Annotated in this window: 13 protein-coding genes; 6 read left to right on the top strand and 7 right to left on the bottom strand. The window is 69.3% G+C overall.

Features of this window, described 5'->3' with window-relative positions; translation table 11 throughout:
• Positions 1-97: 97 nt before the first annotated feature.
• The 6 genes from HWX62_RS02075 to HWX62_RS02050 all read right to left on the bottom strand — a co-directional run bounded on the left by HWX62_RS02075 (position 98) and on the right by HWX62_RS02050 (position 8,651).
• Positions 98-1,966 carry an ABC transporter ATP-binding protein gene (locus tag HWX62_RS02075; RefSeq protein WP_175932608.1) on the bottom strand — a complete coding sequence of 623 codons (1,869 nt, stop codon included), beginning with the start codon at positions 1,964-1,966 and terminating at the stop codon, positions 98-100.
• Positions 1,966-2,922, bottom strand: a complete 957-nt coding sequence (locus HWX62_RS02070) for an ABC transporter permease (RefSeq protein ID WP_175932607.1) — start codon at positions 2,920-2,922, stop codon at positions 1,966-1,968. The genes HWX62_RS02075 and HWX62_RS02070 overlap by 1 nt, the downstream gene beginning before the upstream one ends.
• 30 nt (positions 2,923-2,952) lie before the next feature.
• Positions 2,953-3,906, bottom strand: coding sequence for an ABC transporter permease (locus HWX62_RS02065; protein ID WP_175932606.1), 954 nt, complete (start codon positions 3,904-3,906; stop codon positions 2,953-2,955).
• A 79-nt stretch (positions 3,907-3,985) separates the two neighbouring features.
• Complete coding sequence (locus HWX62_RS02060) at positions 3,986-5,569, bottom strand: ABC transporter substrate-binding protein (RefSeq protein ID WP_175932605.1); 1,584 nt, start codon at positions 5,567-5,569, stop codon at positions 3,986-3,988.
• Between the two features lie 696 nt (positions 5,570-6,265).
• Entirely contained in the window at positions 6,266-7,804 is a 1,539-nt protein-coding gene (locus tag HWX62_RS02055) for a methyl-accepting chemotaxis protein (RefSeq protein WP_175932604.1), read from the bottom strand.
• 178 nt (positions 7,805-7,982) lie between these two features.
• Positions 7,983-8,651 carry a haloacid dehalogenase type II gene (locus tag HWX62_RS02050; RefSeq protein WP_175932603.1) on the bottom strand — a complete coding sequence of 223 codons (669 nt, stop codon included), beginning with the start codon at positions 8,649-8,651 and terminating at the stop codon, positions 7,983-7,985.
• Between the two features lie 310 nt (positions 8,652-8,961).
• Between HWX62_RS02050 and HWX62_RS02045 the strand changes: the two genes are divergently transcribed.
• The 5 genes from HWX62_RS02045 (at position 8,962) to HWX62_RS02025 (ending at position 14,481) form a co-directional block, all read left to right on the top strand.
• A complete protein-coding gene (locus HWX62_RS02045; protein WP_175932602.1) occupies positions 8,962-9,822 on the top strand; it encodes a GNAT family N-acetyltransferase in 861 nt (286 codons plus the stop codon).
• 12 nt (positions 9,823-9,834) lie between these two features.
• Complete coding sequence (locus HWX62_RS02040; RefSeq protein WP_175932601.1) at positions 9,835-10,761, top strand: glyoxylate/hydroxypyruvate reductase A; 927 nt, start codon at positions 9,835-9,837, stop codon at positions 10,759-10,761.
• 160 nt (positions 10,762-10,921) lie between these two features.
• Positions 10,922-12,322 (top strand): aspartate aminotransferase family protein, encoded by a 1,401-nt coding sequence (locus tag HWX62_RS02035; protein WP_175932600.1) that lies wholly within the window; start codon positions 10,922-10,924, stop codon positions 12,320-12,322.
• 85 nt (positions 12,323-12,407) lie between these two features.
• Positions 12,408-12,899, top strand: a complete 492-nt coding sequence (locus tag HWX62_RS02030) for a winged helix-turn-helix transcriptional regulator (RefSeq protein ID WP_006749694.1) — start codon at positions 12,408-12,410, stop codon at positions 12,897-12,899.
• 109 nt (positions 12,900-13,008) lie between these two features.
• Entirely contained in the window at positions 13,009-14,481 is a 1,473-nt protein-coding gene (locus HWX62_RS02025; protein ID WP_175932599.1) for an NAD-dependent succinate-semialdehyde dehydrogenase, read from the top strand.
• Positions 14,482-14,543: 62 nt separating this feature from the next.
• On the opposite strand, the gene HWX62_RS02020 is transcribed toward HWX62_RS02025, so the two are convergent.
• Positions 14,544-16,019: an HD domain-containing phosphohydrolase gene (locus HWX62_RS02020; RefSeq protein WP_175932598.1), complete on the bottom strand. Its 1,476-nt coding sequence runs from the start codon at positions 16,017-16,019 to the stop codon at positions 14,544-14,546.
• Here HWX62_RS02020 and HWX62_RS02015 point away from each other — a divergent pair.
• Positions 15,918-16,178 (top strand): hypothetical protein, encoded by a 261-nt coding sequence (locus HWX62_RS02015; protein WP_175932595.1) that lies wholly within the window; start codon positions 15,918-15,920, stop codon positions 16,176-16,178. The two genes, HWX62_RS02020 and HWX62_RS02015, sit on opposite strands and share 102 nt — an antisense overlap.
• Positions 16,179-16,230 lie beyond the last annotated feature (52 nt).

Below are 16,230 nucleotides of genomic sequence, written 5' to 3'. Positions count from 1 at the left end.
GGCACGCGTGCAAATCGCCGTTTTGCGCGACCGCCGCAGCACACTATGCGGCGGGCCGTCCACCGCGCCACGCGATGAACGGCTCGCGCGCCTCGCATTACAACTGCACCGGCGCGACGCCGGCCGACACGGGCTCCGCCTGGAAGCGCGCGAGATCCTCCTCGCTGCGATGGCACAGTACCTGCGCACCGTTGCCGAGCGTGCGCAGCGACGGGGCCGTCCGGTTGCACACGCCGTCCACGCGCATCGCGCAGCGCGACAGGAACGGACACAGCTCGGCCTCGTTCTCGCGCGCGCCGATCGGCACCAGCGGCCGGTGGCAACGCTCGGCCGCATCGTCGAGCCAGCCCGCACGCAGCTCCGGCGCGGACGACACGAGCAGATGCGAATACGGGTGATAAGGCGGCGCGCACAGCGCGTCGCGGCTACCCGTCTCCACGCGGCGCCCCGCATACAGCACGACGATGTCGTCGCTGATCGCGCGCACCTTCGCGATGTCGTGCGTGATGAACACGTACGACACACCGAGCTTCGCCTGCAAGTCGCGCAGCAGTTCGATGATCGCGGCGCCGACGACGGTGTCGAGCGCCGAGGTCACCTCGTCGCACAGGATCAGGTCGGGCTCGGCCGCGAGCGCACGCGCGAGGTTCACGCGCTGCTTCTGCCCGCCCGACAGCTCGCCGGTACGCCGCGAGGCCACCGCCGGCGGCAGCCGCACGAGTTCGAGCAGCTCGGCGACGCGCTGGCGCGCACGCGCGCCCTTGATTCCGTGATAGAACGCGAGCGGTCGCGCGAGCGTGCGCTCGACGGTATGCACCGGATTGAGCGCGGTATCCGCGTTCTGGAACACGATCTGCACGCGGCGATGCTGCTCCTTCGTGCGCTTGCCGATATCGCGCGCGAGCGGCTCGCCGTCGAGCAGGATCTGGCCGCCGGTTGCCGGCACGAGGCCCGCGATCACCTTCGCGAGCGTCGTCTTGCCGGAGCCCGATTCGCCGATCACGCCGACCGTCTGCCCGCGCCCGATACGCAGGTCGACTTCATGCAGGATCACCTTTGCCGGCCAGCCGTTCGCGGCGCGGCCGCCATAGCCCGCGATCGCGCCGCGCACGTCGAGCAGCGGCGCGGGCGCGGCCGGTCGTTGCGCGTGCGCGTCGCGTTCGGCATCGTTCGGCGTGACCGCCGCGATCAGGCTCTGCGTGTACGGGTGCGCCGGCGCATGCAGGATCTGTTCGGTCGCGCCCGCCTCGCGGATCACGCCGTCGCTCAGCACGACGATCCGGTCGGCCATCTGCGCGACCACGGCCAGGTCGTGCGACACGTACACCGCACTCATTCCGTACCGTCGGATCACGCTCTTGAACGCCTGCAGCACGTCGATCTGCGTGGTCACGTCGAGCGCGGTGGTCGGCTCGTCGAGGATCACCAGCTCCGGATCGGTAATCAGTGCCATCGCGGCCATCAGCCGCTGCAACTGCCCGCCCGAGACCTGGTGCGGATAGCGCTTGCCGATCGTCTCCGGCTCCGGCAGCGCGAGCGCGCGAAACAGCTCGATCGCCTTCGCCTGCGCGTCGCGCTTGGTCATCGTCTTGTGGATCAGCGCGCTCTCGATGACCTGGTCGAGAATCGTGCGCGACGGGTTGAACGCGGCGGCGGCGCTCTGCGCGATATACGCGACCTTGCGGCCGCGCAGCGCGGTCAGTGCCGCGGCGGAAAGCGTGCACACGTCGGTGCCGTCGAGCTTCACCGAGCCGCCGGCGATCCGGCATCCGGCGCGCGCATGGCCCATCAGCGACAGCGCGATCGTCGTCTTGCCGGAGCCCGATTCGCCGATCAGCGCGAGCACCTCGCCGCGTCCGATGTCGAAGTCGACGCCGTGGACGATCGTCGTTTCGTCGCCGCCCGGCCGGCCGCCGACCACGCGCAGCCCGCGCACCTCGACGAGCGGGTTCGATTCGTGTCGCATCAGTGGCCTCCTGCGGCGCCGGCCGCACCCTTGCGGCGGCCGCGATGCGGCAGACCGTCGATCAACAGGTTGACGCCCACCGTCAGGATCGCGATCGCGACCGCGGGCATGATCGCGACGGCCGACCCGTCGCCGAGGCTCGCGATGTTCTCGCGCACGAGCGAGCCGAGGTCCGCATACGGCGGCTGCACGCCGAGCCCGAGAAAGCTCAGGCCGCTCAGCAGCAGCACGACGAACGTGAAGCGCAGCCCGGTGTCGGCCAGCATCGGATGGATCATGTTCGGCAACATCTCGACGCACGCGATGTACAGCGCGCTCTCGCCGCGCGCGCGGGCCACCTGCACGAATTCGAGCGTGCTGATGTTGACGGCGAGCGCGCGCGCGATCCGGTACGAGCCCGGCATGTAGCTGACCGCGGCGGTGAGGACCAGCAGCGGCAACGACGAGCCGAACGCGGCGACGAACATCAGCGCGAACATCTTCGACGGAATCGACGTGAGCGCGTCGAGAAACCGGCTCATCGTCTCGTCGACCGCGCGGCCCGACACGGTCGCGAGCAGCCCGAGCGTCGTGCCGGTCAGCGCGGCGAGCAGCACCGCGGCCAGCGCGAGCAGCACGGTGAGCCGCGTGCCGTACAGGATCCGGCTCAGCATGTCGCGGCCGAGGAAGTCGGAGCCGAACGGCAGCTTCGCGCTGAACGGCGCGAACACGTCGGGCGTGACGATCGCGCCGACGTCATGCGGCGCGATCAGCGGCGCGAACACGGCGACGAACAGCATCAGGCCGACCATCGACAGGCCGACGCGGCCGCCGGCCGTCAAGGCGAGGCGCGCGGCGCGACGCTGGCGCGGCCGGTCGGGGGCAGGCGCGGCAGGCGGCACGCTGCCCCGCCCCAGGGGCGGATCGCCGGAGGGCGGCAGCGCGCTGCTGCGTTGTACGGGTTCGATCGGTTGCATGGGCGGCATCTCGGAAGGAAGACGAAACACTCAGGTGCGCAGTCGCGGGTTCGACACGATCGAGCACAGGTCGGCGAACAGCACGAGCGTCAGGTAAGCGACGCAGAAGATCAGCGTGCACGCCTGGACCAGCGGGAAGTCGCGGTTGCTGACGGCGTCGACCATCAGGCTCGCGAGGCCCGGATAGTTGAAGATCGTCTCGACGACGATCACGCCGCCGAGCAGATACGACAGACTCAACGCGATCGCATTGGCGATCGGGCCGATCGCGTTCGGCAGCGCATGGCGCAGCACGACGCGCGCGGGGCTCGCGCCCTTCAACGTGGCCATCTCGACGTACGACGCGCTCAACTGCTCGATCACCGCGGCGCGCGTCATGCGCGCCATCTGCGCGATCACGACCGCGCAGAGCGTCAGCACCGGCATCGCATATGCACGCAGGAAGTCGTGCAGGCTGTCGATCGGGCCGCCGTACGACAGCGCGGACAGCCAGCGCAGCTTCACCGCGAACACGAGCACGGCGACCGTCGCGATCAGGAATTCCGGCGTCGCGACGAGCGACAGCGTGCCGAGGCTGATCGCGCGGTCGATCACCGACTCGCGCTTGACCGCCGCGACGATCCCGAGCAGCAGCGCGATCGGCACCGACACGGCGGTCGTGATCGCCGCCAGCGCGAGCGACTTCGGCAGGCGCCCGCCGATCAGCTCCGACACCGGCATGTCGCCGGACAGCGACCGGCCGAAATCGCCGTGCAACAGACCGCCGAGCCAGTGCACGTACCGTACGTGCGCCGGCATGTCGAGACCGAACTGCTGGCGCAGCGCGGCGACCGTCTCCGGTGTCGCCGACTGGCCGAGCGCGGCCTGCGCGGCGTCGCCCGGCAGCAGGTTCGTGATCGTGAAGATGATCGCGGACACGATCAGCAGCGTCAGCGCGGTGACCGCGATGCGCCGGCCGATCAGCCCGATGAGAATCCGGTTCATGGAGCGGCACTCCCGAAAAGGCCGCGCGTGGCCGGCGCGGTGGCCCGCACCGGCCGCGCGACGGCGGCCAGCCACGACGTCATGCGTTCCACCACACGTTCTCGGCGAACATGAAGCCCATCATCCCGCCGGTCGGGATCGAACCGAGGCCCGCGAGCCGCTTGTCGTACCCGTCGAGGAAGCTGATGAACGCCGGAATGCCGAGCCGGCCCTGCTGCGACACGATCACCTGCATGTCGCCGTACATCTGCTTGCGCTTCGCGTCGTCGGTTTCCGAGCGCGCGGCGAGCAGCAGCTGGTCGAACTTCGCGTTCTTCCAGCCCGATTCGTTCCACGGCGCATCCGACTTGAAGAACTGCGTGAACAGCACGTCGGCGCTTGAGCGCGGGTTGATGTTGCCGAACGTGAGCGGGTGCTTCATCCAGTGGTTCGACCAGTAGCCGTCGGGCGACGCGCGGTTGACCTGCAGGTTCAGCCCGATCTTCTGGCCGGCCTGCTGCAGCAGCACGGCCATTTCGATCGACCCGTTCGCGTCGGACGTCGCGTAGATCGGCGGCAGCGTGGCGCCGAGCGCGCCCGCCTTCTGGAGCAGGAATTTCGCCTTGTCCGGATCGTGCGGCCGCTGCGGCAGCGACGCGTTGAAGTAGCGATGCCCCGGCGGAATCGGCTGGTCGCTGCCGATCACCGAGTAGCCGCGGAACACCGCCGAGCGGATCTGCTCGCGATCGAACAGGTACTTCATCCCTTCGACGAAATCGGGATTCGCGACGATCGGGTTGTCGCTGCGCATGATCAGGTCGGTATAGAGGCCCGACTTGGTTTCCTTCAGCGCGTAGCCCGGCGTCGACGAAACCCGCTGCGTCGAGCGCGGGTCGATCGCGTTGATCAGGTGCACGTCGCCCGACAGCAGCGCGTTCAGGCGCGCGGCGCTGTCGCTGATGCCGATCAGCTCGATCTCGTCGAGATACGGCCGGCCCGGCTTGAAGTAGCTGTCGTTGCGCACGCCGACGGTCGACACGCCCGGCTTGAACGACTTCAGCTTGTACGGGCCGCAGCCGATACCGGTGCTGAAGTCGGTCGTGCCGTCCTTGACGATCACGAGCTGCGGCGTCGCGAGGATGACGGGCAGATCCGCGTTCGCGCTCGCGAGCGTCAACGTGACTTCGTCGGGGCCGGTCGCCTTCGCATCCGCGAACTGTTCGGCAAGCGGCTTGACCTTCGACGCGGTGGCCGGGTTCTTGTGGCGCATCAGCGAATACACCACGTCGGCCGGGCCGACCGGCTTGCCGTCGTGGAACGTGACGCCCTTGCGCAGCTTGATGATCCAGGTCTTCGCATCGGTCGTCTGCAGCGACTCGGCGAGGTTCATCTGCGGCGTGAGGCTCGCATCGAGCTGCGTGAGGCCGCTGTAGAACATGAAGAAGCGCGTGTAGTCCGCGCCCGTCGAGCCCTTGGCCGGGTCGAGCGTATCGGCGGTCGAGCCGGATTCGTTCGCGACCCGGATCTTGCCGCCGCGCTTCGGCGCGGGTGCGGCGAACGCCGAGTCGGGGGTCATCAGCAGTCCGCCGGCACCGGCGGCCATCATGCCGCCCGCCGCCATGACCTTCATCATGTCGCGGCGCGTGAAGCCGCCCTTGCCGTCTTTGTCGATATCGTCGCTCATCCGAACTGCTCCTGACTGTGGGAAGTGGGTCCAAGGGTCCAGCGTGGTTGTTCAATCGCGCCGCGCCCGCTTGCTGGTGGCGGGCGCGACGTCGTACGCATGCAATTCATTTAAGCATCGCCAAAATGCCGGTTGTCCCGATTCGAGGCGCCCGCACGATACGAATCGACCGTTTTGGGCCGCCCGCGCAGCATGAATTGCTGCGGGCGCGCACGCATCGCCGTTCGCGCGGCGGCGTGTCGCGGCGGCTGCCGAACCCGTGTCGATGCAGGAAATCGTAAAGCCGCAGCCGCCGCAGATTGCGCCGACAAAATTGCCCGTTCGGCATCCGGCGCGCGTTTGGCTCGTGCAAACCGCACGTTTGTGTCGAATGCGGGTGCGCATGCCGGCGAGGGCTGAAGCGAGCGGCACGTTGCGGCAGATTGCCGCACGCGCAAGTGTCAGCGGTGGCGGTCGCGACCGCACGTCGCGGATGAAAGCTCAGAGGAATGCCGCTCGATCGGAGCGGCTTGGCGAGACAAACAGGAAGATGACGGAACTGCCCGGAAAGCGGGCGCACGCAAGTCGTGCAGTTGAGTTGTCAGGAATGGGGGCGCCGTGCGTCACCGGCATGCCGACGCGCACGCCGGGCGTGCGCCGACGCGGCGCGAAGGCGGCGCGACGATGCGCCGGCTGCCTGCGGACGGCACGAAGCCGTCACGCTGCGAGCCGGAACACCGATACGGCGGCCCGCAGGCGCGCCGCCTGTTCGTCCAGCGACGATGCGGCGGCGGCTGCCTGCTCGACGAGCGCGGCGTTCTGCTGGGTGACTTCGTCCATCTGCGCGACCGCCAGCCCGATCTGTTCGATGCCGGTGCTTTGCTCGGCCGATGCCGCCGAAATCTCGCCCATGATGTCGGCCACCCGGTCGATCGACCGGACGATCTCCGTCATGCGCTCACCGGCCGTCTCGACGAGCCGGCTGCCGCTGCCGGCCCGCTCGACCGACGCGTCGATCAACCCCTTGATGTCCTTCGCGGCCGCGGCGCTGCGTTGCGCGAGCGAGCGCACCTCCGACGCGACGACGGCGAACCCGCGCCCCTCCTCGCCGGCCCGCGCGGCTTCCACCGCGGCGTTGAGCGCGAGAATGTTGGTCTGGAATGCGATGCTTTCGATGACGACGGTGATGTCGGCGATCCGCACCGATCCGTCCGAAATCTGCCGCATCGTCTCGACGACCGCCTGCACGGCGGCGCCGCCGAGTTCGGTCGCATCCTTCGCCTGGTTCACGAGCGCATTCGCCTGGCGCGCGTTGTCGGCGTTCTGTTTGACCGTGGACGTGATCTGCTCCATGCTGGCGGCCGTTTCCTGCAGCGACGCGGCCTGCTGCTCCGTGCGCTGCGACAGGTCCAGGTTGCCTTGCGCGATCTCGCCGGTGCCGGTGGCGATCGAGTGGGTCGTGGCCTGGATCTCGGCGATGGTTTCGGTCAGCCGCGCCTTCATGTCGCCCAGCGCGACGAGCAGGCTGCCCGGCGCGGCGTGCGCGGTATCGAACTGCACGTCCAGTTCGCCGGCGGCGATGCGGGCGGCGATCTGCGTCGCATGCGCCGGCTCCCCGCCGAGCGTGCGCCTGACGCTGCGCAGCACTCCCCACGCAATCGCCGCGAGCGCCGCGGCGATGACGAGCGTGACGGCGCCCAGCACCATCGCGAGCCGGGTAAACGCCGCATTGATGTCGTCGTAGAAGAATCCCGTGCCGATCCACCAGTCCCAGTCCGGAATCGCGACCACGCCCTGGAGCTTCGGCTCCAGGTCAGCGTCGGGGCTGCGCTTGATCAGCACGTCGACGAGCGCGAAATGCGCCTGCGCCATCCCCGCGCGATACGCCTCGCTGTCGGTCAGGCCGCCGGTCGTGCGGTTGCCTTTCGCGCGCGTGCCGATGAACTTCGCGTTCGGGTGCACGAGGTTGACGCCGTCGGACGTCGTGACCCAGAAGTAGCTCTTCGAATTCGCGTTGAGCGCCGCCAGCGCGGCCTTGGCCTGCTGCTGCGCCTGCTCCTGCGTGAGCGTGCCGTTCGTCTGCATCGCGCGATACGAATCGACCAGATGCTCGGCCTTGGTCAGCAGAATCACGATCTCTTCGCGGCGGCTGTCGATCAGCGCGTCGCGCAGCGTGTGCAGCGACAACGCGGCGAGCAATACGATACCGAGCAGCGCCGCGACGACGAGCATCAGCAGTTTCGTGGACAACTTCATGCGGGGGCCTCGCAATATTAACCGTTCGGTACAGATATCGGCCCGGGCGGCCGGGCCTTGAACGATTCAATATCGGTAATTACCCTCGTTTCGTGCGCTGATCGAACGCGCGACGGGCCCCGGCGGCATCGCGGCCGCCCCCGTCGCGACGATCGATGAATCGGCCGGCGCAGCGGGCTTACAGCCCGAGCTGCGTCGCGAGCTGGCCGATGTCCGACACTTCGTAATAGTTGTAGAACGGCGTGCCCGGCTCGTGGCCGCGGTTCACGAACGCCTTGTGCTTGATCCCGAGATCGTCGGCCGTCATCAGGTCGTAGCGCAGGCTCGACGACACGTGCAGCACGTCCTCCGGCTTGCAGCCGAGCTTGTCGAACATGTATTCGAAGCCCTGCATGCGCGGCTTGTACGACTGCGCCTGCTGCGCGGTGAACACCGCATGGAACGGTGCGCCGAGCTTGTCGACGTTGCTCATGATCTGCTCGTCCATCGCGTTCGACAGGATCACGAGCTTGTACTTCGACGCCAGCCGCGACAGCCCGGCCGGCACGTCCGGGTGCGGGCCCCACGTCGGCACCGCCAGATAGAAGCGTTCGGCCTCGGCTTCGTCGAACTTCACGCCGATCCGCGCGCAGGTGCGGCGGACGGCGTTGACGACCACGTCGCGGTACGGCTTCCATGCGCCGAGCACCTCGTCGAGCCGATAGGCGGCGAACGCGCGCACGAATGCCTCCATCGCCGCCGGCGTCAGCCGGTCCGCATAGATTTCGCGCGCCGTCTCGGCCATCCGGAAATGGGTCAGCGTGCCGTAGCAGTCGAAGGTGATGTACTTCGGTTCAAACTGGATCATGGTGAGGTCCTGTCGGTGTGAAGCCCCGGGAGCGCCGGGGCGGGCTGGGTTGTACGAAATTGAATCAGGGCAAAAAATCCTGTGCGCGTCGTTCGGCGCCACTCAAAACGCACAATCGCCGCGTGTTGCGCGGCGCATGCAGCACGATCTGCGGCGCGATCGCGTGTCGCGCAGCCGGGCCGGCCGGTCGGCGCCGCGCCACCCGCAGCGGGCTCGCCCGCCGGCGCCGGAAAACAGGCGAATCGTCCTATCCGCGCCGCCACCGCGCTGGCAGAGTGAACGGGTCATTTCCACCCATCCGGAGTCCGGCGTGTCCGACCTCAATCCTTCCCGCACGCTCACCTATCGTCCGTTCGCCGAAACCGACCTGATCGCCGCCCATCGCCTGTCGGAGGCCGTCAAGTGGCCGCACCGGCTCGACGACTGGCGTTTCGTGTTCCAGCTCGGCAGCGGCTTCGTCGCCGAGGACGAAACCGGCGTCGTCGGTACCGCGTTCGGCTGGCGCTTCGGCGAATCGCACGCCTCGCTCGGCATGGTCATCGTGTCTCCCGAACGCCAGGGCTGCGGCATCGGGCGCGAGCTGATGACCCGCGTGGTCGACAGCCTCGGCGCGCGGACCATTTTTCTGCATGCGACGCCGGCCGGCCAGCCGCTGTACGCGAAGTTCGGATTCGACGCGATCGGTACGATCGACCAGCACCAGGGCGCCGCGTTCCAGCCGCCGCTGATCTCGCTGCCGCCCGGCGAGCGCCTGCGCCCGCTCGGCAACAACGACGGGCCGCGCCTCGCCGCGCTCGCGTCGCGCGCGGCCGGCTACGAACGCGGCGCGGTGATCGATGCGCTGCTCGACGTCGCGAACGGGATCGCGCTCGATCGCGACGGCGAACTGCTCGGCTTCGCGCTGTTCCGCCGCTTCGGCCGCGGCCACGTGATCGGCCCGGTGGTCGCGCCGGATGCGCTGCGCGCGCAGGCGCTGATCAGCCACTGGCTCGCGCTGCACGAGGGCATGTTCGTGCGGCTCGACATGCCGGGCGACAGCGGGCTGTCCGACTGGCTGCAAGGGCTCGGGCTGCCGCGCGTCGACACCGTCGTCGCGATGGCCCGCGGCACGGCACCCGAACGCGACCCGGCGCTGCGCGCGTTCGCGATCGTGAACCAGGCGCTCGGTTGATCGGGGCGCACGATGAGCTTTCTCTACAAGGCCGACCCGGTGCGCGGCGCGCAATGGGCGGCGCGCTTCGCGCAACAGGCGCCCGATCTGCCGTTCCGGATCTGGCCGGACCTCGGCGACGCCGAGGCCGTCCGCTATCTCGCCGCATGGCAGCCGCCCGACGATCCGGTCGCGTTGCTGCCGAATCTCGAAGTCGTGTTCTCGGTCGGCGCCGGCATCGACCAGTTCGACCTGTCGCGCGTGCCAGCGCACATTCCCGTCGTGCGGATGATCGAGCCGGGCATCGTCGAAGGAATGGTCGAATACGTGACGCAGGCCGTGCTGACGATCCATCGCGACCTGTTCGACTATGCGGCGCAGCAGCGCGACCAGGTGTGGCGCGAGCATCCCGTGCGCGCGGCCGCGTCGCGGCGCGTCGGCGTGCTCGGGCTCGGCACGCTCGGCCAGGCCGTGCTCGACACGCTGCGGCGCTTCGGTTTCCCGTGCGCCGGCTGGAGCCGCACGCCGCGCACGCTCGACGGGGTCGACTGCTACGCGGGCGACGCGGCGCTCGACGCATTTCTCGCCCGCACCGACATCCTGATCTGCCTGCTGCCGCTCACCGACAGCACGCGCGGCCTGCTCGGCACGCGCGTGTTCGATGCGCTGCCGACCGGCGCGTCGCTCGTGCAGGTCGGGCGCGGCCCGCAACTGGATTCGGCGGCGCTGCTCGCGGCGCTCGCGAGCGGCCGCCTCGACAGCGCGATCCTCGACGTGACGGACCCGGAACCGCTGCCGGCCGGCCATCCGTTCTGGACGCACCCGCGCATTCGCATCACGCCGCACATCGCGAGCGCGACGCGGCCGGACACCGCGGTCGATGCGGTGCTCGCGAACCTCGCGCGCCATCGCGCGGGCCAGCCGATGATCGGCGTCGTCGATCGCGCGCGCGGCTACTGACGTGCGCGCCCGGCCCGCCGGGCGCGCAGCAGAAAATGCCGAAGCGCCCCGTGCAAACGCCGCGCGCATACGTTTCGGGCCGCAAATTGAAGACGCATGCGGATTTCTCGCCCGTTAGCATGAACTCACCGCTGACACCTGACGAGAGTCCTGCCTTCCCATGAACCAAGCCGCGCTGATCGAAGCCGATCGTCAACACCTGATCCACCCCGTCGTCAATTACCGTGCGCACGAGGCGCGCGGCGTCACCGTGCTCGAATCCGCGGACGGCGTGTTCCTGCGCGACGCCGCGGGCCACACGCTGCTCGACGCGTTCTCGGGCCTGTGGTGCGTGAATGTCGGCTACGGCCGCGACAGCATCGTGAAAGCCGCCGCCGACCAGATGGCGAAGCTGCCGTATGCGACCGGCTATTTCCATTTCGGCTCGCAGCCCGCGATCGAGCTGGCCGAACGGCTCGCGGCGCTCGCGCCACCGTCGCTGAACCGCGTGTACTTCACGCTCGGCGGCTCGGACGCGGTCGATTCCGCGGTGCGTTTCATCACGCACTATTTCAACGCGACCGGCCGCCCGGCGAAAAAGCAGATGATCGCGCTGGAGCGCGGTTATCACGGCTCGTCGTCGTTCGGCGCCGGGCTCACCGCGCTGCCGGCGTTCCACCGTCATTTCGATGTGCCGCGCGCGGACCAGCACCATATCCCGTCGCCCTACCCGTACCGCCATCCGCTCGGCGACGATCCGCAGGCGCTGATCGCCGCGTCGGTCGCCGCGCTCGAAGCGAAGGTCGCCGAACTGGGCGCGGACAACGTCGCCGCATTCTTCTGCGAGCCCGTGCAGGGTTCCGGCGGCGTGATCGTGCCGCCGGCCGGCTGGCTGAAGGCGATGCGCGACGCGTGCCGGCGCCTCGGCATCCTGTTCGTCGCCGACGAGGTGATCACCGGTTTCGGCCGCACGGGCCCGCTGTTCGCGTGCGAGGCCGAACGGGTCGATCCGGACCTGATGACCGTCGCGAAGGGGCTGACGGCCGGCTACGCGCCGATGGGCGCGGTGCTGATGTCCGACGAAATCTACGAAGGGATCGCGGGCGATCGTGCCGATTCGCCCGTGGTCGGGCACGGCTATACGTATTCCGCGCATCCGGTGAGCGCGGCGATCGGCCTCGAGGTGCTGAAGCTCTATCACGAAGGCGGGCTGCTCGCGAACGGTCAGGCGATGGCGCCGCGCTTCGCCGCCGGGCTCGACGCGCTGCGCGCGCATCCGCTCGTCGGCGACGCACGCTCGGTCGGCCTGCTCGGCGCGCTCGAACTGGTGGCCGACAAGGCGCGCAAGACGCGCTTCGACGCGGCGCTGAACGTACCGGACAAGATCGCCGCCGCCGCGTACGCGAACGGCGTGGTGTTCCGCGCGTTCGGCGACGGCGTGCTCGGTTTCGCGCCGGCGCTGAGCTTCACCGCGGGCGAGTTCGACCTGATGTTCGAACGCGTGCGCAAGACGCTCGACGACGTGCTGGCCGATGCGGGCGTGCGGCGCGCGCTCGATGCCGCGCACGCGCTGCCGGCCTGACCGGCCAAGGGAAAGCCGGGCTTGTGGCGGCCATCGTTCGACTCTAAAGTAACCGGACATTCCATTTTTGCCCTCTCACGTGAACATGACGGACAGCAAGCTGGATCGCATCGACCTGCGCATCCTCTCCCAGTTGCAGAAACGCGGCCGCATGACCAACGTCGAGCTGGCCGATGCGGTCGGGCTGTCGCCCAGCCCGTGCCTGATCCGCGTGAAGCGGCTGGAGAAGGCCGGCTACATCGGCGGCTACGGCGCGCACATCCAGCTCGAGAAACTCGGCGACGTGCAGGTCGTGTTTACCGAGGTCACGCTGGCCGACCACCGCCGCGAGGATTTCGACCGCTTCGTCGCGGCGATCCGCAACGTCGACGAGATCGTCGAATGCCATCTCGCGAGCGGCGGCTACGACTATCTGCTGAAGTTCATCACGCGCAGCGTGAGCCATTACCAGACGATCGTCGAAGGGCTGCTCGAGCAGAACATCGGCATCGAGAAGTATTTCAGTTACGTGATCATCAAGTCGCCGTTCGTCAAACGGCACTACCCGCTCGAATCGCTGTTCGGCGAACGTCACTGACACGCGGCGTGCGTCACCCCGGAACGCGGCAGCCCGCTGTCCGCGCGGGGTGCGTCGCGCCCGCGCCGTGCCGCGTTCATCGCCGAACCGCTTCATTCAAGGAACTGTCATGCCGCTTACGCTGTCCCGAACCGAACTCGTTCGCACCGCCAACCTGATCGACGGCGCCTGGCGCGACGCGCTCGACGGCCGCCGCTTCGCCGTCACCGATCCCGCCACGCTCGAGACCGTTGCCCACGCACCCGACAGCGGCGCCGCCGATGCACGCGCGGCGACCGACGCGGCAGCCCGCGCGCTGCCCGCATGGCGCGCGACGCCCGCGCGCGACCGCGCCGCGATCCTGCGTGCCTGGCATACGGCGATCGTCGCGCACACCGACGATCTCGCGAAACTGATGTCGCGCGAACAGGGCAAGCCGCTCGCCGAAGCGCGCGGCGAAGTCGCCTACGGCGCGTCGTACGTGCTGTGGTTCGCGGAGGAAGCGACGCGCACGTACGGCGACCTGATCCCGCAGCAGCAGCGCGGCAAGCGGCTGAGCGCGGTGAAGGAGCCGATCGGCGTCGTCGCCGCGATCACGCCGTGGAATTTCCCGCTCGCGATGATCGCGCGCAAGATCGCGCCCGCGCTCGCGGCCGGCTGCACGGTGGTCGCGAAGCCGGCCGAGGACACGCCGCTGACCGCGCTCGCGCTCGCGTTTCTCGCGCAAGAAGCCGGCGTGCCGGCCGGCGTGCTGAACCTGATCACGGCGTCGCGCGAGCGTGGCATCGACGCCGCGGCCGACTGGCTCGCCGACGCCCGCGTGCGCAAGATCACGTTCACCGGCTCGACGGCCGTCGGCAAGCTGCTCGCGCGCGAATCGGCGGCGACCCTGAAGAAGCTGTCGCTGGAGTTGGGCGGCAATGCGCCGTTCATCGTGTTCGACGATGCGGAACTCGATGCCGCGGTCGATGGGCTGATGGCCGCCAAGTTCCGCAACGGCGGGCAGACGTGCGTATCGCCGAACCGCGTATACGTGCAGGCCGGTGTTTACGATGCGTTCGCGCAGAAGCTCGCCGCGCGCGTCGCCGCGCTGAAGGTCGCGCCGGCCACCGACCCGGCCGCGCAGATCGGCCCGATGATCAACGCGCGCGCGGTCGACAAGATCGCGCGCCACGTCGGCGATGCGGTGGAGCGCGGCGCGCGCGTGCTGACGGGCGGCAAGCGCCTGACCGAGCTCGGCGCGAACTATTACGCGCCGACGGTGCTCGCCGACGCCTCCGCCGACATGCAACTGACCTGCGAGGAAACCTTCGGCCCGGTCGCCGCGCTGTTTCGCTTCGAGTCCGAGGACGAAGCGGTCAATGCCGCGAACGACACGCCGTTCGGGCTCGCCGCGTATTTCTACACGCAGGACGTGCGGCGCATCGCACGCGTGTCGGCGCGGCTCGAAACGGGCATCGTCGGCATCAACGAAGGCGCGCTCGCGAGCGAGGCCGCGCCGTTCGGCGGGGTCAAGGAATCGGGCTATGGGCGCGAAGGCTCGCGCTACGGGCTCGACGATTACCTGTCGATCAAGTATCTGTGCCAGGGCGGGCTCGATTGATCGGGTGACGCCGGGCCGCCCGTCCGCGCACACACGAAAACGACTCCGCGTCGCGGATCGCGTCAGAGCAACCCGAGCGCCGACGCCTTGAGCGTCGCCGCGGCGCGTGTCGAGCATTCGAGCTTGCGGAACGCCTTCTCGACATGGGTGCGCACCGTGCTCGGACTCATCGCGAGCGCTTGCGCGACCTGCTTGTTGCTCGCGCCGCGGGAGATCGCCCGCAGCACGTCGATTTCCCGTGCGGACAGGCGCGGGCCGGCGGGCGACGCTCGCGTGGCGGTGCGCCGCAGCGCGGGCGCCCCGCCCGTCACGAGCGCGGCCACCACTTCGCCGCAGAGCCGGCCGCACGCCGCTTCTTCCTGCAACTGGCCGGCGGCCGCCGCCTCGCTCAGCGCCGCGCGCCACGGACGCACCGAGCGCAACGCGACCCACGCCAGCGACGCCGCCAGCACACGCGCTTCCAGCGTCAGCGCCGCGTCGCGCACGCCGCGAAAATAGCCCGAACCGTCCTGCCGTTCGTACGCATACGACGCCAGCACCGCGGCTTCGCCGAGCGCGCCGGTCTGCCTGCCGGCGCGCTCGGTCCAGTACGGCACGAGCCGCACCTTTTCCCAGGCGCTCGCAGGCAGCCGCGTCGGGAGATTCCACACGTCGTTCGGCACCGCGGCCCTGCCGATACCATGAATCAGCCCGGCGCGGTACACGCGTTCGCGCGCGGCCTCGTCCGGCGAGAGACGGCCGTAACAGGCGGCCGCCGTCGCGGCGACCGAACGCGAAAAACCCGTCATCCACGGCAGTTTCAGGTCGATGACGTCCGCGATCAATTCGGCGGACGTCGCGCCCTGCATGTCCGGCGTGGCCAATGCGGCGTCGAGGTCGGTGGGCGCCATCTGTTCGAGCGCCGCCAGCCAGCGCGGTGCGTCACGCGTAGCCGTCTCGACGAGCACGGTCGGGTAACGTGCCCCCGCGCGTTGCCGGATCAGTTCGAGGGCGCGCTCGATGCCGTACGTGCGGCTGAACACGTCGAGGTCGCCCGCAAGCGCGACGATCGACACGGCGGCCGGCACCTGTTCCCGCGCGAGCCGTGCGGGCAGCCCGTTGCCGTCCCAGCTTTCGAAAATATGCCGCAGCGCGGTTTCCGTCGCGTTGGAGAGACCCAGTATTCGCGCCACCTCGCCCGAGACTTCGCAATGGATTTGCGCGAGCGGGATCATCGCGACGCCCGCGCCGCCGATCGCTTCGGCCATGCCGGGCCGGTTCTCGAGCATCGCGGCGCGGATCGCGACATCGTCGCCGAATACCTGCGCGAAACCCGCCGCGTTCGCCGTGCAGCCCGACCAGCGCAGTAGCGCCACCTCGCGAGCCGTGTCGCATACCGATGCGTCGAAGCGTGCCGCGTGCGCGAGCCGCGACGCCAGCCAGCCGGTGCGCGGCGAGTGATCGGTCGGCTGGCCCATGCTGAGGTCGCCGATGAAGGCCAGCGCACGTACGGCGTCGACTATGCGCAGCGGGACGTGACGGGCTTCGGCGTCGGACATCGGGCGGGGGAAGGCATTCGCGAAGATGGGAAAACGATCATACGCGACCGCGTCGCGCCGTGCATGAGCCTGCGCATCGGGGCTCGCCGCGGCCGGCCGGGCGCGATGTTCGTCCGCATCGGTGCACGCAGCCGGCGGACGTCGCCATCGGACATCTGACCGATAGCGGCAGGCGCGCGCGATTGCGATACTCGGCGCACTGGAGATCCGG

Origin of the sequence: Burkholderia sp. BCC0506, assembly GCF_902833145.1 — a bacterium.
GTDB lineage: Bacteria > Pseudomonadota > Gammaproteobacteria > Burkholderiales > Burkholderiaceae > Burkholderia.
Note: the sequence above shows the minus strand (reverse complement) of the source record. Positions and strands in the feature narration are given on the sequence as shown.

Bases quoted from the DNA above. Each gene is read 5' to 3' on its own strand.
- HWX62_RS02050 (WP_175932603.1), bottom strand. From the start codon at position 8,651: ATGATCCAGTTTGAACCGAAGTACATCACCTTCGACTGCTACGGCACG.
- HWX62_RS02040 (WP_175932601.1), top strand. From the start codon at position 9,835: ATGAGCTTTCTCTACAAGGCCGACCCGGTGCGCGGCGCGCAATGGGCG.
- HWX62_RS02055 (WP_175932604.1), bottom strand. From the start codon at position 7,804: ATGAAGTTGTCCACGAAACTGCTGATGCTCGTCGTCGCGGCGCTGCTC.
- HWX62_RS02070 (WP_175932607.1), bottom strand. From the start codon at position 2,922: ATGCAACCGATCGAACCCGTACAACGCAGCAGCGCGCTGCCGCCCTCC.
- HWX62_RS02075 (WP_175932608.1), bottom strand. From the start codon at position 1,966: ATGCGACACGAATCGAACCCGCTCGTCGAGGTGCGCGGGCTGCGCGTG.
- HWX62_RS02035 (WP_175932600.1), top strand. From the start codon at position 10,922: ATGAACCAAGCCGCGCTGATCGAAGCCGATCGTCAACACCTGATCCAC.
- HWX62_RS02030 (WP_006749694.1), top strand. From the start codon at position 12,408: ATGACGGACAGCAAGCTGGATCGCATCGACCTGCGCATCCTCTCCCAG.
- HWX62_RS02020 (WP_175932598.1), bottom strand. From the start codon at position 16,019: ATGTCCGACGCCGAAGCCCGTCACGTCCCGCTGCGCATAGTCGACGCC.
- HWX62_RS02065 (WP_175932606.1), bottom strand. From the start codon at position 3,906: ATGAACCGGATTCTCATCGGGCTGATCGGCCGGCGCATCGCGGTCACC.
- HWX62_RS02025 (WP_175932599.1), top strand. From the start codon at position 13,009: ATGCCGCTTACGCTGTCCCGAACCGAACTCGTTCGCACCGCCAACCTG.
- HWX62_RS02060 (WP_175932605.1), bottom strand. From the start codon at position 5,569: ATGAGCGACGATATCGACAAAGACGGCAAGGGCGGCTTCACGCGCCGC.